This window comes from Streptomyces sp. NPDC050806, assembly GCF_055586425.1.
In genome coordinates this window covers 473,008-491,557 of the sequence record NZ_JBVJIF010000006.1, presented here as the reverse complement: position 1 = coordinate 491,557, position 18,550 = coordinate 473,008, and the positions used below count along the sequence as shown (strand labels likewise).

Genomic DNA, 18,550 nt, shown 5'->3' with positions numbered 1-18,550 from the left:
GGCGTGCGCGGCGACAGTGATCCCCCAGTTGTGCACAGGCTCGGCACGTCCCGTGCCGCCCGGGCGCCCCGTACGGATGACACCGGCCGCACCACACCCACCCGTCGCCCTTCCCCATTCCTGCAACCTGTTCTACCTTGCAGCCCCCAACGGTGCGTGCGGAAGGACAGACCCGTGGACTTCACCTTCACCGAGGAACAGCAGGCGGCCGCGGAAGCGGCCGAGGCCGTCTTCTCCGGGGTCACCCCCGACGCCGTCCCCTCACCCGCCCTCACCGCCGGAGCCGTCGCCGACGACATCGACCGCGGCCTCTGGCGCACCCTGGCCGACGCCGACCTGCTCTCCCTCTGCCTCGACCCCGCGTACGGCGGCACCGGACTCGACCCCGTCGCCCTCTGCCTCGTCCTGCGCGAAGCCGGCAAGGCCCTCGCCCGCGTACCGCTGCTGGAGACCACCGCCGCCGCCCTCACCCTGCAGACGTACGCCGCCCCCGCCCTCCGCGAGGAGACACTGCCCCGCGTCGGCCGCGGCGAACTGCTCCTCACCGCCGCCGGCGCCGGCCGCACCGGCCACGAGCCCGCCGAACTGGCCGTCACCGCACACCGCGAGGGCGCCCGCTGGACCCTGGACGGCACGCACACCGCCGTGCCCTGGGCCCACAGCGCCGACCATCTCCTGCTCCCCGCCCACACCCACGACGGCGGCGCCGTACTCGCCCTCGTCCCCCGCGACCACCCCTCCGTCACCCTCACCGAGCAGACCTCCACCAACGGAGAGCGGTACGCCGAGGTACGCCTGGACGCCGCACGGCTCACCGACCACGAGATGGTCACCGACCCGGACGCGTGGGAACGGCTGCGACAGCTCCTCACCGTCGGCACCTGCGCCCAGGCCCTCGGGCTGGGCGAACGCGTCCTCGCCATGACCGCCGCGTACACCGGCACCCGCGAACAGTTCGGCCACCCCGTCGCCACGTTCCAGGCCGTCGCCGTACAGGCCGCCGACCGGTACATCGACCTGCGGGCCATGGAGGCCACCCTCTGGCAGGCCGCCTGGCGCCTCGGCTCCGGCGCACCCGGCGCCCTGCCGCCGGCGGGCGACGTCGCCGTCGCCAAGATCTGGGCCGCGGAGGGCGTACGCCGCGTCGCACAGACCGCCCAGCACCTGCACGGCGGCTTCGGCGCCGACACCGACTACCCGCTGCACCGCTACCACGCCTGGGCCAAGCAACTGGAGCTCGCGCTCGGCTCCGCCCCGGCCCATGAGGAAGCCCTCGGAGACCTGCTGGCCACCCATCCGCTGGGGTGAACCGCCTCCACCCTGCGAGCAGACGTGAAAAACACGGCCTGCATACGGACCTGAAAAAACGGCCCGCAAGCGGACGTAAAAAAACGCGGCGGCGCTCTGCTCCACGTTTCACGTGAAACAGAGCGCCGCCGCCAACAACCCTCGGCCGGGCGTCAGATGACCACGCCGGTCCCGCCCTCGTCGGTGACCACCGGACGACCGGCGGCCTCCCACGCCTGCATGCCGCCGTCGACGTTCACCGCGTCGAGGCCCTGCTGGACCAGGTACTGCGTCACCTGCGCCGAACGGCCACCCACCCGGCACAGCACGTACACCTTGCCGTCCTCGGGCGCCTTCTCCGTCAGCTCGCCGTAACGCGAGACGAAGTCACTCATCGGGATGTGCAGGGCACCCTCGGCGTGCCCGGCCTTCCACTCGTCGTCCTCACGCACGTCCAGCAGGAAATCCGCAGGCGCGAGCGCATCGACACCAACCGTGGGCACAGAACCGAAATGCATGGACCCGACGCTACCCGACCGGCGTCCCCGCACGCGCCGCGCTATCCGACCAGCTGCGCCAGCCGCTGCTCGCGCTCCGCGACATCCGCCAGCAGCTTCTCCGCGATCTCCTCCAGCAGCGCGTCAGGATCCGCCGGCGCCATCTTCAGCATCTGACCGATCGCGCTGTCCTCCAGCTCCGCCGCGACCGCCGTCAGCAGCTCCTTGCGCTCGGCCAGCCACTCCAGCCGCGCGTACAGCTCCTCGCTCTCGCTCAGCAGCCGCTCCTGCGGTACCGGCCCGGCCTCCCACTCCGCCGCCAGCTCCCGCAGCGCCCCCTCGTCACCCGCGGCGTACGCGGCATTGACCCGCACGATGAACGCGTCCCGGCGCTCCCGCTCCCGCTCGTCCTGCGCCAGGTCCGGATGCGCCTTCCGCACCAGCTCCCGGTACACCTTGCGGGCCTCCTCGCTGGGCCGCACCTTCTGCGGCGGACGCACCGGCTGGTCCGTGAGCATCGCCTGCGCCTCCGGCCACAGCCCCTCCCCGCCCATCCAGCCGTGGAACAGCTCCTCCACACCCGGCATCGGCAGCACGGCGGCACGGAGCTCCTGCGCCCTGCGCGCGTCCTCCGGATCGCCCGACCGCGCCGCGACGGCCTCCGCGATCTGCGCGTCCAGCTCGTCCAGCCGCGAGTACATCGGCCCGAGCCGCTGGTGGTGCAGGCGCGAGAAGTTCTCGACCTCCACCCGGAAGGTCTCCACCGCGATCTCGAACTCGATCAGTGCCTGCTCGGCCGCCCGCACGGCCTGCGCCAGCCGTGCGGTCCCCGCGTCACTTCCCTCGGGGCCGCCCGCCGCCGGGCCCTGCGGGCCTCCGTCACCGCCGGCTGCCTGGCCGTCCTGCCCGTTCTCCGCTTGCGAGTTCGTCACCCGGCCACCCTACGGCCCGGCTCACACTCCCGGCTCCGCGGCCATCCGGCCGTTGCGCACCGCCGTCACCAGCTCCTCGTGGTCCGCCTCCGTACGGTCCGCGTACGCCACCGCGAACGCGGCCACCGCGTCGTCCAGCGCCTCGTTCTTCCCGCAGTACCCGGCGACCAGCCGCGGGTCGGCACTGTGCGCATGCGCCCTGGCCAGCAGCGCACCGGTCATCCGCGCGTAATCGTCCAGCTCGTCCGCCGGCAGCGCCGCCGGATCCACGCTCCCCTTGCGATTGCGGAACTGCCGCACCTGGAACGGCAGCCCCTCCCGGCGCCCGCCCGACGCCGCCTCCGTGCCGTACACCGTCGTCCAGCCCAGCAGCATGTCGCTCACCACCTGCATCCGCTTCTGGCCCAGCACCGCCCGGCGCGCCTCGTGCTCCACCGGCGCCATCTCGAACCCCGCCTTCTGCACGTACGGCGCCAGCGCCGACCCGCGGACCTCCTTCACCTGCAGGACCAGCGGCTCACCCCGCGGATCCACCAGCAGGACGACGTACGACCGCAGGCCCACGCTGCCCGTGCCGACCACGCGGAACGCCACGTCGTGCACCGCGTACCGGGACAGCAGCGGCAGCCGGTCGTCGGGCAGCGTCCGCAGGTACCCGCCGAGCGACGAGACCACCGCCGCGGCCTCCGCGTCCGGCACCCGCCGCAGCACGGGCGGCGCGTCCACGAACCGCCGCAGCCCACTCCCACGGCGGCCGTCGGTGCCCGTCGCCCCGTCATCGGCGGGGCCGGCACCGTCATCCGGCACCACCTCGGTCGCCTTCGCCGCGAACCGCGCGCTGGTGTTCTTGCGCGCCTTGTCCATGACCCGCTGCAGGGTGCCCACCAGATCCCGGGCATCGGCGTGCGAGACCAGGTCCTCGTCCACGATGGCGTGCCACGCGTCCAGTGCCGGCATCCGCGCCAGCAGCCGCATCGTGCGCCGGTACGCGCCCGCGGCGTCCCGCGCCGCGTCCCGGCAGGTGTCCTCGCCGACCCCCGCCTCGCGGCCCGCCAGGACGAACGAGGTGGCCAGCCGCTTGAGGTCCCACTCCCATGGCCCCCGCAGAGTCTCGTCGAAGTCGTTCAGATCGATCATGAGCCGCCCGCGCGCGTCGGCGTACAGACCGAAGTTCGCGGCATGCGCGTCGCCACAGATCTGCGCCGCGATGCCGGTGACGGGCGTGGTCATCAGGTCGTACGCCATCAGCCCGGCCGAGCCGCGCAGGAAGGCGAACGGCGAGGCCGCCATCCGGCCGACCCGTATCGGGATCAGCTCCGGAATGCGCCCGGCGTTGGACTCCTCCACCGCCGCCACGGCGTCGGGACGCCCCGCCCCGAGAGCCGGCTCACCATGCGCGGACCGCGGAACCGTCTCCCGCAACCCCTTGCCGACCGCCTTCGGCCCGGGCCCCTCATCACCGCGCCGCGCAAAACCACTGACATAGGGGAGACGAAGGGAATCCATGACGGGTCCTTGGGGTCGGGGGTGAGGGACGTGGGGAGAGTGAGCGACTGGAGCCGGGCGGGGCGAGTTGGGGTGGGAGTGGGAGTGGCGGGGTGATCGGGGGCGGGCGGGGCGAACTGGGGTGGGAGTGGCCGGGTGATCGGGGGTGGGCGGAGGGAGCGGGGGCGGGCGGCAGGAGCGGGAGCGGGCGGGGCAGAGGCGAGCGTGCGTCCGGGGGGGGCGGAGGCGTGGGGTTGGGGAGGGGTGGAGGCGGAGGTGTGGGGTGGGGTGGGGGAGCCGGGCGGAGGAAGCCTCGCCGAACCGTTTCCCCTCCTTCCCCCGGGGCCCCCGCCCCCACCCCTCCCCAACCCCCTCACCACCCGCCCCATCAGGCCATCCATCCCCGTTTTTTCGGTCGGATGCCGCGTGCGGAATGTTGATGGAGATGACGCTACAGACAGGCCGCGTCGGGCGGCAGGGCCTGTGGATAACTTGCGGGAGGGGGTGCGGAACAGACGGCTCACACGACTCGGGCGGCTGCCCCCGCGCCACCCGTCGGCTTACACAACTCGGCAAATAGGTTGTAATATGCAACAAATCGAGAAAGGGCAAAGACAGTGGCAAAGCGAGACGACTCCGTCGGGATCATTCAGCAGGAGCTGACCGCGTTCGCACGTCGCGCCCGCGCCACCGCGGCCCGGATGCACCCCGAGCTCTCCCTCGTCTCGTACACCCTCCTCGCCCACCTGGACGACCAGAAGGGCTGCCGCGCCACCGACCTCGCCGCGCATTACCTGCTGGACAAATCCACGGTGAGCCGACAGATCTCCGCGCTGGAGCGGCTGGGCTTCGTCGAGCGCCGCGTCGACCCCGACGACCATCGCGTCCAGGTACTGCACCCCACCGAACTGGGCGCCCAGGTGCTCGCCGGCGCGGGTGCGCAGCGCCGCCAGGCCTTCACCGACCGGCTGGCCGAATGGAACGACGCGGATCTGGAGCGTTTCGCCTCGTACCTGCTGCGCTACAACGAGGCACAGCAGCAGCTGGGCTGACCTCACCGCTCAAGACGGCACCGGGGCCCGGGCCCCGAGGAGGCTCACCCCCAACGCCCTCACCGACCCCCGCCAGCCCCCCGTCAGCCCCTCAGCCCCCTCAGTCCCGAAACCGCTCCGGGCACTGACCGCCGTCCGCCAAATACGTCTCGGCCCAGCGCGCGAGCTCCTTGAGCGCCGGCTCCAGGGCGAGGCCGGCGGTGGAGAGCCGGTACGCGACGCGCAGCGGCGGCCCGGCGTCGACCTCGCGGACCACCAGGCCCGCCGAGCCGAGTTCCACGAGCCGGTCGGAGAGCATGCGCTCACTGATGCCCGGGATCGCCCTCCGAAGATCGGCGAAGTGCACCGGGCCGGACATCAAGGTGGCCACGATGAGCCCCGTCCACCGCTTTCCGAGCAGCCCGAAGACGCGCGTCATACCGCTGTCGACCTGCTTGCATGCCTCTCCGCCGCGTTCCGCCATGAGACCAGAGTACTGCGTTCCCGTTGGGTACTGCAGAAAAGTAAGCTACTGTGCTATTCATAGGTACATACGGTTTTCCATCCACTGCCGAGGAAGGGGACGCCGGCCATCGGCCCCGGCCCCTACCGGCCTCCAGCCACCAGGAGCCCACCATGGCCACGCTGCTGCTCATCGACTCGTCCGTCTCCCCCGAGGGCGCCTCCGCCTCGCGCGCGGTGACCACCGCATTCCGCAAGACCTGGGAGGAGCAGCACCCCGGCGGCACGGTGATCCACCGCGATCTGGCCGTCGACCCGCTGCCGCACCTCGACGGCGTCGCCGCCTCGGCCGGTTTCAGCGACCCCGCCACCCACACTCCGGAGCAGCAGTCGGCGTTCGCGGTGCGGACGACGCTCGCCGAGGAGATCGAGCATGCGGACGCGATCGTCATCGGCGCCCCGATGTACAACTTCACGATTCCGTCGACCCTGAAGGCGTGGCTGGACCAGACGATCATCATGGGCCGCACCGCCGGGGAGACCCAGTCCGCCAAGGGCACCCCGGTCGTCGTCGTGGCGAGCCGCGGCGGCAGCTACGCCCCGGGCACCCCGCGCGAAAGCTTCGAGTACGTGCAGAACTACCTGGAGTCCGTGCTGACCGGCGCCTTCGGCTTCGAGGTGCACTTCATCGTGCCCGAGCTCACCATGGCGCCGTCGAACCCGGCGATGGCCGAGCTGATACCGCTCTTCGAGGCCTCCCGCGAGAAGGTCCAGCAGGAGGCGGTCACCAAGGCCAAGGAGCTCGCGGAGCGCGTGGCCGCCTGAGCCGGACCGACTCCGGCAGCCGCCGGGCCGGCCCCATCAAAAAGGGGATGTGAGGTACGCCTCACATCCCCTGCTCCATTCTCCGCTGCCCGGCTCGAAACCGCTCCGCCGCGGCCGCCCACGGCCGTCGCCCCGAGCACCGCTCCCACGGCACCACCGACAACGAAAAACCCCCGGTCCGGATCTCTCCGGGACCGGGGGTCCTCTGTGCGCGAGGGGGGAGTTGAACCCCCACGCCCTTTCGGGCACTGGAACCTGAATCCAGCGCGTCTGCCTATTCCGCCACCCGCGCATGGGTGTTGTCGTTCGATTCTCTCACCGGTGATCCGGGCCGTTGGTCCGGGTCTTCGGCGGGAGCGCCTTTCGACATGGAAAACATTAGCACGCTGCGAGGGGTGCCTTCACACTCGTTCCCCGCGGGCCACCTGCCGGCCGCACCTGGGCCGTTTCCCCGACCGCTGCATGGCCGGCCCCGGGCGCCGCTCTCGAACTCTGCGCGCTCCGGCTCGTGCGGACCGTTCGTGCGCCGGTCACCCGCCCGGCCCCGCTGCGGGCATCCAATCCTCCCCGTCACGTCAGTACGGCGCCCGCCACAAAGGTCCATCCGGGCCCCGCGCACCTCCTCAACGGCCCCGCCCGCCCGGGGAGCCGGGCAGTTGCGGGACACTGTCGTCCGGCCGCATCTACGATCGCAGTCAGCATGGGACGGCGAGCGTGGGCAACCTTGTGAGAGGCGACACTCGTCCTCTAGGCGGGAAAGGGGAACCAGCTGTTTTCCCGACGCGTGGATACGATCAGTAAGCAGTACAGGGGCGACCCTGAAGAAGACTGAGGAAGGAGGTGCCCCGTGGGAGTACTGAAACGCTTCGAGCAGCGTCTCGAGGGCCTCGTCAACGGCACCTTCGCCAAGGTGTTCAAGTCCGAGGTGCAGCCCGTGGAGATCGCGGGCGCGCTCCAGCGTGAGTGCGACAACAACGCCACGATCTGGAACCGCGACCGGACCGTCGTCCCCAATGACTTCATCGTGGAGCTGAGCACGCCGGACTACGAGCGCCTCAGCCCCTACAGCGGTCAGCTCGGCGACGAGCTGTCCAGCATGGTGCGGGACTACGCGAAGCAGCAGCGCTACACGTTCATGGGCGCGATCAAGGTCCACCTCGAAAAGGCGGAGGACCTCGACACCGGCCTGTACCGGGTGCGCAGCCGCACTCTCGCCGCCAGTTCGTCACAGCAGGGAGGCGCCGCCCCGCAAGGGGCAGGCGCGGCCCGGGCCGGCCGGCCCGGCGGCGGACACGTGGGCCCGCCCCCCATGCCCTCGTCTCCTCCGCCCGGTGCGCCGCAGGCCGCGCGCACCAGCGCCGGACCGCAGCCGCAGGCCCAGACCCGGCGCTGGATCGAGATCAACGGCACCCGCCATCAGATCTCGCGTCCGACGCTGGTGCTCGGCCGCAGCACCGACGCCGATGTACGCATCGACGATCCGGGGGTCTCGCGCCGCCACTGCGAGATCCGGACCGGATCGCCGTCCTCGATCCAGGATCTCGGGTCGACGAACGGCATCGTGGTGGACGGGCAGCACACCACCCGCGCTACGCTCCGCGACGGCTCGCGGATCGTCGTGGGCAGCACCACCATCGTTTACCGGCAAGCCGAAGGGTGAAGCGGGGGCAATGTCAGAGCTGACCCTCACGGTCATGCGGTTGGGTTTCCTCGCCGTACTGTGGCTGTTCGTCATCGTGGCCGTACAGGTCATCCGCAGCGATCTGTTCGGCACGCGCGTCACGCAGCGCGGCGCCGCTCGTCGCGGGGGCCAGGAACCGCGGGGCGCACAGCGGCAGGCGGCGGCACCGCAGCAGGCGCAGCGTCGTCAGGAGAGCGGGCGGGGCGGCAACAACCGCCAGCGCCGCGGCGCACCCACCAAGCTGGTGGTCTCCGAAGGGACCCTCACGGGCACGACGGTCGCCCTGCAGGGCCAGACCATCACGCTGGGGCGGGCGCACGATTCCACGATCGTGCTGGACGACGACTACGCCTCCAGCCGGCATGCCAGGATCTACCCGGACCGTGACGGGCAGTGGATCGTCGAGGACCTCGGGTCCACGAACGGCACGTATCTCGACCGGACCCGGCTGACGACTCCGACGCCGATTCCGCTGGGAGCGCCGATCCGCATCGGCAAGACCGTCATCGAGCTGCGGAAGTAGTACGACAATGAGCGAGCGGAGCGAGCGAGCCGCGGCGGTCCACTCGGCCGGCCCGTGCGCGCTCCCGACCGGAGGGTGGGCAGTGTGGCGCGAGACCGGCTGTACCCCGAGCCGACGGGCGAGGTGCGCATGAGTCTGTCACTGCGCTTTGCCGCGGGGTCCCACAAGGGCATGATCCGGGAGGGCAACGAGGACTCCGGGTACGCCGGCCCGCGCCTGCTCGCCATTGCCGACGGCATGGGCGGCCAGGCCGCCGGTGAGGTCGCCTCGTCCGAGGTCATCTCCACCCTCGTCCAGCTCGACGACGACGTGCCGGGTTCCGACATCCTCACCTCGCTCGGCACCACCGTGCAGCGCGCCAACGACCAGTTGCGCGTCATGGTCGAGGAGGACCCGCAGCTGGAGGGCATGGGGACGACCCTGACCGCCCTGCTGTGGACCGGGCAGCGGCTCGGCCTCGTGCATGTCGGCGACTCCCGCGCATACCTGCTGCGCGATGGGGTGCTGACCCAGATCACGCAGGACCACACGTGGGTGCAGCGGCTGGTCGACGAGGGCCGGATCACCGAGGAAGAGGCCACGACGCACCCGCAGCGGTCGCTGCTGATGCGGGCGCTGGGCAGCGGTGACCATGTCGAGCCGGACCTCTCCATCAGAGAGGTGCGCGCCGGGGACCGGTACCTGATCTGTTCGGACGGTCTGTCGGGGGTGGTGAGCCACCAGACGCTGGAGGACACCCTCGCCAGCTACCAGGGCCCGCACGAGACGGTGCAGGAGCTGATCCAGCTCGCGCTGCGCGGCGGTGGCCCGGACAACATCACCTGCATCGTGGCCGACGTGCTGAACGTCGACGACACCGACACCCTCGCGGGCCAGCTGAACGACACCCCGGTGATCGTGGGCGCGGTCGCGGAGAACCAGCACCAGTTCGGTGACGGTGCCATGCAGACCCCGGCGGGCCGCGCGGCCGAGCTGGGGCGCGGCGGTCGCGGTGACGTACCGCAGCAGCCGTCCGGCGGCTTCGGCCCGCCCGGGAGCGGCGCCGAGGCGGTTCCGCCGCAGGGCGCGTACGGCGCGTTCGTCGACGAGGACTACGCGCAGCCGCGGCGGCGCGGCCGGTGGATCAAGCCGACGCTGATCGTCGCGCTGTGCCTGGCCGTGGTCGGCGGTGGTCTGTACGCGGGGTACCGCTGGACGCAGTCGCAGTACTTCGTGGGTGCCAAGAGCGGGCATGTGGCCCTGTATCAGGGCATCAGCCAGGACCTGGCGTGGTTCAGCATGAACAAGATCGACCAGGATCACCCCGAGATCGAACTCAAGTACCTGCCCGCCTACCAGCGCAAGCAGGTCGAGGAGACGATCGCGGTCGACAGCCGGACGCAGGCGCTGGCCAAGGTCGGCGAGCTCGGCAAGCAGGCGGGCGCGTGCAAGTCCATGCAGCAGCGGGAGGCCGCCGAGCGCGAGGCGGCCCGCAAGAAGAGCGAGGGCCGGGCCGGCGGGACCGCCGGTACCAAGCCGGACGCGACCTCCGGGCCGGGCAGCTCGACGAGCAGCGCGAGCCCCACTCCCACGCCGTCCACCAGCAACTCCCCCTCCGCGGAGCAGCAGCGGCTGGAAAAGAATTGCAGCACCCAGCAGTGAGGGCGTAGGGGGCAGTTGATCTCATGAGCAGTACCAGCAACACCACCACCATCGGGACGATCGGAGCCCCGAGCCGCCGGAACACCGAACTGGCGCTGCTCGTGTTCGCCGTGATCATCCCGGTGTTCGCCTACATCAATGTCGGGCTCGCCAAGGAGGACACGGTCCCGGCCGGCGTGCTCGGCTACGCGCTGGGCCTCGGCCTGCTGGCGGGCGTCGCGCACCTGGTCGTGCGGAAGTGGGCGCCGTACGCGGACCCGCTGATGCTGCCGATCGCGACGCTGCTGAACGGCCTGGGCCTGGTGTTCATCTGGCGCCTGGACCAGGAGCCGCAGATCACCACGCCGCAGCTGGGCGGGGCGATGGCACCGGGGCAGCTGATGTGGTCGACGCTGGGCGTGGCGCTGTTCCTGGGCGTACTGATCTTCCTGAAGGACCACCGTGTCCTGCAGCGCTACACCTACATCTCGATGGTGGTGGCGCTGGTCCTGCTGATCCTGCCGGTGTTCTTCCCGGCCCGCTTCGGTGCCCGCATCTGGATCACCATCCCGGGCGTGGGTTCGCTGCAGCCGGGCGAGTTCGCGAAGATCATCATCGCGATCTTCTTCGCCGGTTACCTGATGGTGAAGCGGGACGCGCTGGCGCTGGCCAGCCGCCGCTTCATGGGCCTGTACCTGCCGCGCGGCCGCGACCTCGGCCCGATCCTGGTCATCTGGGCGCTCAGCCTGATGATCCTGGTCTTCGAGACCGACCTCGGTACGTCGCTGCTGTTCTTCGGCCTCTTCGTGATCATGCTGTACGTCGCGACGGAGCGGACCAGCTGGATCGTCTTCGGTCTGCTGCTCAGCGGCGCCGGCGCGGTCGCGGTGGCCTCCTTCGAGTCCCACGTGAAGACCCGTGTGCACAACTGGCTCAACCCCCTGGAGCTGCTGAACGGCGGCGTCACCGAGACCGCGCAGGCGATGTACTCCTTCGGCTCCGGCGGCATTCTCGGTACGGGCCTGGGGCAGGGCTACTCGCGCCTCATCGGCGGTATCGCGCCGAAGAGCGACTACATCCTCGCCACCGTCGGCGAGGAGATCGGCCTGGCCGGTCTGATGGCGATCCTGCTGCTGTACGGCCTGCTCATCGAGCGCGGCATCCGTACGGCGCTGGCCGCCCGCGACCCGTTCGGAAAGCTGCTGGCCGTCGGCCTGTCCGGCGCGTTCGCGCTGCAGGTCTTCGTCGTCGCCGGCGGTGTCACCGGGCTGATCCCGCTGACCGGTATGACGATGCCGTTCCTGGCCCAGGGTGGTTCGTCCGTCATCGCCAACTGGGCGCTGGTGGCGATCCTGCTCCGGATCAGCGACACCGCGCGCCGGCCGGCCCCGGCTCCCGCCCCCTCGACCGACGCCGAGATGACCCAGGTGGTCCGACCGTGAACAAGCCCCTGCGCCGGGTCGCGATCTTCTGCGGCCTTCTCGTCCTCGCCCTGCTCATCCGCGTCAACTGGGTGCAGTTCGTCCAGGCCGACGAACTCAAGAACGATTCCCACAACCGCCGGGTGGCCATCGAGCGGTACAGCATCCCGCGCGGCAACATCATCGTCGGCGACAAGGCCGTGACCGGCTCGACCACCACCGACAGCGGCGACTTCAAGTACAAGCGCACGTACAAGGACGGCCCCATGTGGGCGCCGGTCACCGGGTACGCCTCGCAGGCGTTCGACGCCAACCAGCTGGAGAAGCTGTACGACCCGATCCTGACCGGCACCGACGACAAGCTCTTCTTCAGCCGCACGGTGGACATGTTCACCGGCGAGAAGCAGCAGGGCGGCGACGTCGTCACCACGCTCGACGCCAAGGCGCAGAAGGCCGCGTACGAGGGCCTGAAGGGCAAGAAGGGCGCGGTCGCGGCCATCAACCCGGAGACCGGCGCGATCCTCGCCCTGTCCTCCGCACCCTCCTACGACCCGTCCAGCTTCGCCGGCATGAGTGACGACGACGCGAAGGCGTACAACGGGCTGCTGAAGAAGAGCAATCCCGACGAGCCGATGCTGAACCGTGCGCTGCGCCAGACCTACCCGCCGGGCTCGACCTTCAAGGTCGTCACCGCGGCCGCGGCGCTGGAGAACGGCCTGTACACGGACATCGACGCGAAGACGAACTCGCCGCTGCCCTATTACCTGCCGGACACCGCGCACCAGCCGCTGAACAACGAGGGCAACCTCCCGTGCAAGGACGCCAGCCTCCGTGAGGCGCTGCGCGTGTCCTGCAACAGCGTCTTCGGCAAGATCAGCGCCGACCTCGGCAACGAGAAGATGATCAAGGAGGCCGACGAGTTCGGCTTCAACAAGGAGCACTTCACGCCGGTCCGCGCGGACGCCAGCGTCTACCCCAAGGACAACCGGCCGCAGAACGCCATGGCCGGCATCGGCCAGGCCTCCAACCGCGCCACGCCGCTCCAGATGGCCATGGTCGCCTCGGCGGTCGCCAACGGCGGCACGCTGATGAAGCCGTACATGGTCGACAAGCTGGTCGCGCCGAACCTGAACGTGCTGCAGCAGACCCAGCCGGAGAAGCTCAGCGAGCCGCTGAAGCCGGAGAACGCGCAGAAGCTGCAGGACATGATGGAGACGGTCGTCAAGACCGGTACCGGTACCACCGCGCAGATCCCGGGTGTGACGGTCGGCGGCAAGACGGGTACCGCGCAGCACGGCGAGGACAACAAGGACAACCCGTACGCCTGGTTCATCTCCTACGCCAAGACCGACAAGGGCACCCCGGTGGCCGTCGCCGTGGTCATCGAGGGCTCCGACACCCTGCGTGGCGACATCGCCGGTGGCAAGCTGGCGGCGCCCGTCGCCAAGGCGGTCATGGAGGCGGTACTCGACGGCAACAAGTGACCTCGGTCACGCCCGTACCGGTCGCATATCAGGTGGCGGCCGCGGCCGGGCCGCGTCAGGCGTGCCGGGTACGGTATGCCCGAACAGCACACCGCCGGACCACACACAGGTGCGGTCGGGATCGACGGAGAGGGCTGGAGTAGCTATGGAAGAGCCGCGTCGCCTCGGCGGCCGGTACGAGCTGGGCTCGGTGCTCGGCCGCGGCGGCATGGCCGAGGTCTACCTCGCCCATGACACCCGCCTGGGGCGCACCGTCGCTGTGAAGACGCTGCGGGTCGACCTGGCCCGCGATCCGTCCTTCCAGGCCCGGTTCCGCCGTGAGGCCCAGTCGGCCGCCTCGCTGAACCATCCGTCCATCGTCGCGGTGTACGACACCGGCGAGGACTATGTCGACGGCGTCTCGATCCCGTACATCGTGATGGAGTACGTCGACGGTTCCACGCTGCGTGAGCTGCTGCACTCCGGCCGCAAGCTGCTGCCCGAGCGGTCTCTGGAGATGACCATCGGCGTGCTGCAGGCGCTGGAGTACTCGCACCGGGCGGGCATCGTCCACCGCGACATCAAGCCCGCGAACGTCATGCTGACCCGCACCGGTCAGGTGAAGGTCATGGACTTCGGCATCGCCCGTGCGATGGGTGATGCCGGCATGACGATGACGCAGACCGCAGCGGTGATCGGCACGGCGCAGTACCTCTCCCCCGAGCAGGCCAAGGGCGAGACCGTCGACGCTCGGTCCGACCTGTACTCCACCGGCTGCCTGCTGTACGAGCTGCTGACCGTGCGGCCGCCGTTCGTCGGCGACTCCCCGGTCGCGGTCGCGTACCAGCACGTGCGGGAAGAGCCGCAGCCGCCGAGCAACTTCGACCACGAGATCACGCCCGAGATGGACGCGATCGTCCTCAAGGCCCTGGTCAAGGACCCGGACTACCGCTACCAGTCGGCGGACGAGATGCGCGCCGACATCGAGGCCGCGCTGGACGGGCAGCCGGTCGCGGCCACCGCGGCGCTCGGCGCCGTCGGCTACGACCAGGACCAGCCCACCGCGACGCTGCGGCCGCAGGACCCGGCGGGCGCCACCTCGATGCTGCCGCCGACCAATCCGGACGACGGCGGTTACGGCTACGACGAGCGGCCCGACCGGCGCCGCGGCCAGAAGAAGAACCGCACCTCCACGATCCTGCTGATCGTTGCGGCGGTCCTGGTGCTGATCGGTGCGATCTTCATCGGCAAGGCGATGTTCAGCGGCGGCAAGACGGAGGGCAGCTTCCCGGCCCCCAGCCTGGTCGGCAAGACCCTGGACGAGGCGCGGCAGGCCGGCCGCAACGGCGACTTCAAGGTCGTCAAGGGCGGCAGCAAGACCTGCGACAACGTGAAGAAGGGGCAGGTCACCAAGCAGAACCCGACGGCCGGCTCCGACATCGAGAAGGACGACACGGTCACGGTGACGATGTGCACCGGCGTCGCCAAGGTCACCGTGCCGGATGTGAAGGGCTACACCTTCGACAAGGCGAAGTCCATCCTGGAGGGCAAGGGCTTCACCGACATCCAGCAGACCACCGAGGCCTCCGACCAGACCCCGGGCTCGGTCATCAAGCAGAACCCCGAGAGCCAGACCGAGGCGGCCAAGGACAAGACGATCACCTTGACCATCGCGGCCGAGAAGCCGAAGACCTCGGTGCCCGACGTCACCAACAAGCCCTTCGACCAGGCGCAGAAGCAGCTGACCGACCTGGGCTTCAAGGTGTCCCGCACCGACCAGGAGTCCGACAAGCCGGCCGACACCGTGCTGTCGCAGGACCCGGCCGGCGGCAGCCAGGCCGAGAACGGCTCCCAGATCACCCTGACGGTCGCCAAGGCGGCCGAGAAGGTCCAGGTGCCCGACCTGGCCAACCAGAAGCTCAAGGACGCCAAGAAGACCCTCACCGACATGGGTCTCGCGGTCGGCAACATCACCGGTCCGCAGGACGACAACGCCACCGTCGTGGTCTCCGCCCCGATCGCCGGCACGGAGGTCGCCAAGGGCACCTCCGTGAACGTCACGACGATGCCCGGCAACGGGGACGACGGCGGCGACGAGGGCGGCTGGTGGGGCGGCGTGGGCAACTGGGGCCGCGACAAGAACTGACGCCGAGACAGAACCGGCGGCAGCCGATATGTGAGAGGGCCCGGGGCGATCACTAGCCCCGGGCCCTCTCACATGCGCGCCGGACGGCGGGTCACCCGCCTCGCTCGCCGCGTACGGCGGTGGCGGCTAGCGCAGTTCCTTCGGCGGGGTGCGGTCGGCGTCGACCTTTTCGGTACGGACCAGCTCGCCCCAGACGATGTAGCGGTAGTTCGAGGTGTAGACCGGCGTGCAGGTCGTCAGGGTGATGTAGCGGCCCGGCTTGCGCTTGCCGGACTCCTTGGGGACCTTGTTCAGCACGTCGACGTTGAACTTGCTCGTCTCCGGCAGGGTCGCGAAGACCTTGTAGACGTACCAGCGGTGCTGCGACTCGTAGACGATCGGGTCGCCGTCCTTGAGCTTGTCGATGTTGTGGAACTTGGCGCCGTGTCCGTCCCGGTGCGCGGCAAGCGTGAAGTTGCCGGTCTTGTCCTGCGGCAGCGCGGACTTCACCGGGTCGGTGTAGTAGCCGGCGACCCCATCGTTGAGGATCTTGCTGCTGGTGCCCTTCTTGACCAGCACCTCGCCGTTCTTCATCGCGGGGACGTGCAGGAAGCCGATGCCGTCCTTGGTGTCCAGCTCCTTCTGCTCCTCCGGCCCCGGCGAATCGGCCCAGTGCTGCCGGATCCGGTCGCCCTGGTGGTGCGCCTCGCGGTCGGCGAGGACGTTGGTCCACCACAGCGAGTAGGCGACGAAGAGGCCCATCACCACGCCGGCCGTGATCAGCAGTTCGCCGATGAAGCTGACGACCGCGGCTATTCGGCGCCGTACCTTCCGCGGCGCGGGCCGTGACGCCGCGCCGGACGACCCGGACGCCCCGGTGTCATCGGTCCCCTCGACGCCCTCGACGTCCGCGTCCTGTCCGGTGGCAGTCACCGCGTGGTACCCCCTGATGGTGCTCAGCTGACGAGCGCATCCGGCTTGCCCTTGCTCCGCGGTCGCTCCTCGACCATCTTGCCCCACACGATCATCCGGTAGGTACTGGTGAACTCCGGGGTGCACGTGGTCAGCGTGAGGTACCGGCCGGGCCCGGTGAAACCGGAGCCGGGCGGGACCGGACCGATGACACCGACGTTGGAGGGCAGGGTCTGCGGGAGGATGCTCGCCATCTCGTACGTGTAGAAGCGGCTGCGGGTCTCGACGACGATCTTGTCGCCCTTCACCAGCCGGTTGATGTAGCGGAACGGCTCACCGTGGGTGTTGCGGTGGCCAGCCACCGCGAAGTTGCCGGTCTTGTCCCAGGGCATCGCCGTCTTCAGCTTGCCCTCGCCGTAGTGGCCGACCATGCCGCGGTCCAGGACCTCGTGCTTGCTGATGCCCTCGGCGATCGGGACCTTCACGTCCAGCTTCGGGATGTACATGATCGCGAAGCCCTCGCCGGGCGAGAACGCGCCCGCCGCGCGCTTCTCGTCCTCGCCGTCCTTGTCCCACTGCTGCTGGAGGTTGTTGGCCGCGCCGCCCGCCTCGTTGTGCGCCAGGACGTTGGTCCACCACAGCTGGTACGCGACGAACAGCAGCATCAGCACGCCGAGGGTGATGAACGCCTCGCCGGTGATCCGGCTGGCGACGACACCGACGCTCTCCTTGCGGGCACGCGCGGCCTGGCGCGCGGCGACCCGCGACGTCGGCACGGGCTCGGGAGGGGTCTCCGCGGCCGGGGTGGCGTGGCGGCCGCGTCTGCCGCCCCGTTTGGCGGCCGCCTGCGCCGCTCTGCGCCGCTCGGCGCGGCCACCGGTCGTCGGAGGCGTTGTTTCACGTGAAACAGCGTCCTCGGGCCGTTTCACGGCCTTCGGGTCCGCCTGCCGCAGCGCCATCGTTTCCTCATCGGCGGGCAGGGGCGGAACGGCCGGCGCGATGACGGTGTCCGCAGCGGCGAGCGCCGCATGAGCCGAGGCCTGGTCATGGGCCGGACCTTGCTCGTACGCCGAAGGCTGGTCGTACGCCGAAGCCCGACCCGGTGCCGGAGGCTGGTCGTGTGCCGGGATCCGGTCGAAGAGGGCGGTCGGCTCGTAGGCAGCGGGCTGCTGGTAATCGACGGCCTGCTGATAGCCGGCAACCGACGCGAAGTCGGAAGGCTGCTGGAAGTCGGAAAGCTGATCGTACGGGCGGGCCGCCTGGTCGTACGCGGAGGCAGCCTGTTGGTTCTGGACCGGCTCCGCCCCCTGGCCGCCGTTCTGGCCGGGCAGCGGGTCCGTGAGGGGATCGCCGAGCTGCCCGACGGCCGCCTCGAACGCGGCAGGGTCGCCGTACGAATCGTAAGGACCGTACGACGACGTGCCTTCGCGCTCGGGGCGGAGCGCGGTCACGCGCCGGCCTTGCCGACCACCGGGGCAAGCCCCGTCGAACGCTCCACAGCTCCCTCGTCACCGCACTCGACCAGCCAGTTGGCGAGCATTCCGTGGCCCCACTCGGTCAGCACCGACTCCGGGTGGAACTGCACGCCCTCGACCTGCAGTTCACGGTGGCGTACGCCCATGACCAGGCCGGTCTCCGTCCAGGCGGTGACCTCCAGCTCGTCCGGCAGGGTGTCCCGCTCGACCGACAGCGAGTGGTACCGGGTGGCCGTGAACGGCGAGGGCAGGCCCTGGAAAACGCCCTTGTGCTCGTGCGTCACCAGGGACGTCTTGCCGTGCAGCAGCTCGGGGGCGCGGCCGACGACGCCGCCGTACGCCACCGCCATGGACTGCATGCCCAGGCAGACGCCGAAGACCGGTACGCCGGTGTCCGCGCAGTGCCGCACCATGTCGATGCAGACACCGGCCTGCTCGGGCGCGCCAGGGCCGGGCGACAGCAGCACGCCGTCGAAACCGTCCTGTGCGTGCCCCGGCTCCACCTCGTCGTTGCGCCGCACCTCGCACTCGGCACCGAGCTGGTAGAGGTACTGGACGAGGTTGAAGACGAAGCTGTCGTAGTTGTCGACGACGAGGATCTTCGCGCTCATCGGACGGCCCCCATTCCCTGGTCCACCGTGACGTCACCGAAGGGCAGCAGCGGCTCCGCCCATGGAAAGACGTACTGGAAGAGCAGGAAGACGATCGCCAGCGCGAGCACGAGCGAGATCAGTGCCTTCACCCATGCGTTGCCCGGCAGATGCCGCCAGATCCAGCCGTACATGCTGTCCCTACTTGCCGATGCCAATGG

The 18,550-nt window shown here is 70.2% G+C and carries 17 protein-coding genes and 1 tRNA gene; 9 read left to right on the top strand and 9 right to left on the bottom strand.

The annotated features are described in order from the left end of the window. Nucleotides 1-174: 174 nt before the first annotated feature. Complete coding sequence (locus ACZ6WH_RS21545) at nucleotides 175-1,308, top strand: acyl-CoA dehydrogenase family protein (protein WP_469729942.1); 1,134 nt, start codon at nucleotides 175-177, stop codon at nucleotides 1,306-1,308. 152 nt (nucleotides 1,309-1,460) lie between these two features. Here the strand turns inward: ACZ6WH_RS21545 and ACZ6WH_RS21540 are convergent, their stop codons facing one another. Genes ACZ6WH_RS21540 through ACZ6WH_RS21530 form a run of 3 tightly spaced genes read right to left on the bottom strand, consistent with a single transcriptional unit; the run spans nucleotide 1,461 to nucleotide 4,222 of the window. Next, complete coding sequence (locus ACZ6WH_RS21540) at nucleotides 1,461-1,805, bottom strand: rhodanese-like domain-containing protein (protein ID WP_361553456.1); 345 nt, start codon at nucleotides 1,803-1,805, stop codon at nucleotides 1,461-1,463. A gap of 41 nt (nucleotides 1,806-1,846) precedes the next feature. Next, nucleotides 1,847-2,716, bottom strand: a complete 870-nt coding sequence (locus tag ACZ6WH_RS21535) for a J domain-containing protein (RefSeq protein ID WP_469729941.1) — start codon at nucleotides 2,714-2,716, stop codon at nucleotides 1,847-1,849. A 21-nt stretch (nucleotides 2,717-2,737) separates the two neighbouring features. Next, complete coding sequence (locus ACZ6WH_RS21530; protein ID WP_469729940.1) at nucleotides 2,738-4,222, bottom strand: DUF2252 domain-containing protein; 1,485 nt, start codon at nucleotides 4,220-4,222, stop codon at nucleotides 2,738-2,740. A gap of 596 nt (nucleotides 4,223-4,818) precedes the next feature. Between ACZ6WH_RS21530 and ACZ6WH_RS21525 the strand changes: the two genes are divergently transcribed. Continuing rightward, nucleotides 4,819-5,253 (top strand): MarR family winged helix-turn-helix transcriptional regulator, encoded by a 435-nt coding sequence (locus tag ACZ6WH_RS21525; RefSeq protein WP_432856800.1) that lies wholly within the window; start codon nucleotides 4,819-4,821, stop codon nucleotides 5,251-5,253. Between the two features lie 100 nt (nucleotides 5,254-5,353). Here the strand turns inward: ACZ6WH_RS21525 and ACZ6WH_RS21520 are convergent, their stop codons facing one another. Beyond that, the gene (locus tag ACZ6WH_RS21520) at nucleotides 5,354-5,716 is read right to left on the bottom strand and encodes a winged helix-turn-helix transcriptional regulator (protein ID WP_361553444.1); all 363 of its coding nucleotides are present in this window, start codon (nucleotides 5,714-5,716) and stop codon (nucleotides 5,354-5,356) included. Between the two features lie 152 nt (nucleotides 5,717-5,868). Between ACZ6WH_RS21520 and ACZ6WH_RS21515 the strand changes: the two genes are divergently transcribed. Then, a complete protein-coding gene (locus ACZ6WH_RS21515) occupies nucleotides 5,869-6,519 on the top strand; it encodes an FMN-dependent NADH-azoreductase (protein ID WP_469729939.1) in 651 nt (216 codons plus the stop codon). Between the two features lie 208 nt (nucleotides 6,520-6,727). Here ACZ6WH_RS21515 and ACZ6WH_RS21510 read toward each other — a convergent pair. Next, nucleotides 6,728-6,811: transfer RNA gene (locus tag ACZ6WH_RS21510), tRNA-Leu, on the bottom strand. Between the two features lie 555 nt (nucleotides 6,812-7,366). On the opposite strand from ACZ6WH_RS21510, the gene ACZ6WH_RS21505 reads away from it, so the two are divergent. The 6 genes from ACZ6WH_RS21505 (at nucleotide 7,367) to pknB (ending at nucleotide 15,373) form a co-directional block, all read left to right on the top strand. Then, complete coding sequence (locus ACZ6WH_RS21505; RefSeq protein WP_469729938.1) at nucleotides 7,367-8,179, top strand: FhaA domain-containing protein; 813 nt, start codon at nucleotides 7,367-7,369, stop codon at nucleotides 8,177-8,179. A gap of 10 nt (nucleotides 8,180-8,189) precedes the next feature. Next, nucleotides 8,190-8,723 (top strand): FHA domain-containing protein FhaB/FipA, encoded by a 534-nt coding sequence (locus ACZ6WH_RS21500; RefSeq protein ID WP_361553434.1) that lies wholly within the window; start codon nucleotides 8,190-8,192, stop codon nucleotides 8,721-8,723. 129 nt (nucleotides 8,724-8,852) lie between these two features. Continuing rightward, a complete protein-coding gene (locus tag ACZ6WH_RS21495) occupies nucleotides 8,853-10,364 on the top strand; it encodes a PP2C family protein-serine/threonine phosphatase (RefSeq protein WP_469729937.1) in 1,512 nt (503 codons plus the stop codon). A 23-nt stretch (nucleotides 10,365-10,387) separates the two neighbouring features. Next, a complete protein-coding gene (locus ACZ6WH_RS21490; RefSeq protein WP_432856808.1) occupies nucleotides 10,388-11,785 on the top strand; it encodes an FtsW/RodA/SpoVE family cell cycle protein in 1,398 nt (465 codons plus the stop codon). After that, nucleotides 11,782-13,248: a peptidoglycan D,D-transpeptidase FtsI family protein gene (locus ACZ6WH_RS21485; protein WP_469729936.1), complete on the top strand. Its 1,467-nt coding sequence runs from the start codon at nucleotides 11,782-11,784 to the stop codon at nucleotides 13,246-13,248. Before ACZ6WH_RS21490 ends, ACZ6WH_RS21485 begins: the two co-directional genes overlap by 4 nt. A 145-nt stretch (nucleotides 13,249-13,393) precedes the next feature. Continuing rightward, nucleotides 13,394-15,373: a Stk1 family PASTA domain-containing Ser/Thr kinase gene (gene pknB / locus ACZ6WH_RS21480; RefSeq protein WP_469729935.1), complete on the top strand. Its 1,980-nt coding sequence runs from the start codon at nucleotides 13,394-13,396 to the stop codon at nucleotides 15,371-15,373. A 126-nt stretch (nucleotides 15,374-15,499) separates the two neighbouring features. Here the strand turns inward: pknB and ACZ6WH_RS21475 are convergent, their stop codons facing one another. Genes ACZ6WH_RS21475 through ACZ6WH_RS21460 form a run of 4 tightly spaced genes read right to left on the bottom strand, consistent with a single transcriptional unit; the run spans nucleotide 15,500 to nucleotide 18,523 of the window. After that, the gene (locus tag ACZ6WH_RS21475; protein WP_469729934.1) at nucleotides 15,500-16,285 is read right to left on the bottom strand and encodes a class E sortase; all 786 of its coding nucleotides are present in this window, start codon (nucleotides 16,283-16,285) and stop codon (nucleotides 15,500-15,502) included. 23 nt (nucleotides 16,286-16,308) lie between these two features. After that, nucleotides 16,309-17,715 carry a class E sortase gene (locus tag ACZ6WH_RS21470; RefSeq protein WP_469729933.1) on the bottom strand — a complete coding sequence of 469 codons (1,407 nt, stop codon included), beginning with the start codon at nucleotides 17,713-17,715 and terminating at the stop codon, nucleotides 16,309-16,311. Continuing rightward, entirely contained in the window at nucleotides 17,712-18,350 is a 639-nt protein-coding gene (locus ACZ6WH_RS21465; RefSeq protein ID WP_469729932.1) for an aminodeoxychorismate/anthranilate synthase component II, read from the bottom strand. The genes ACZ6WH_RS21470 and ACZ6WH_RS21465 overlap by 4 nt, the downstream gene beginning before the upstream one ends. Next, nucleotides 18,347-18,523 carry a hypothetical protein gene (locus ACZ6WH_RS21460; RefSeq protein WP_361553413.1) on the bottom strand — a complete coding sequence of 59 codons (177 nt, stop codon included), beginning with the start codon at nucleotides 18,521-18,523 and terminating at the stop codon, nucleotides 18,347-18,349. Before ACZ6WH_RS21460 ends, ACZ6WH_RS21465 begins: the two co-directional genes overlap by 4 nt. Nucleotides 18,524-18,550 lie beyond the last annotated feature (27 nt).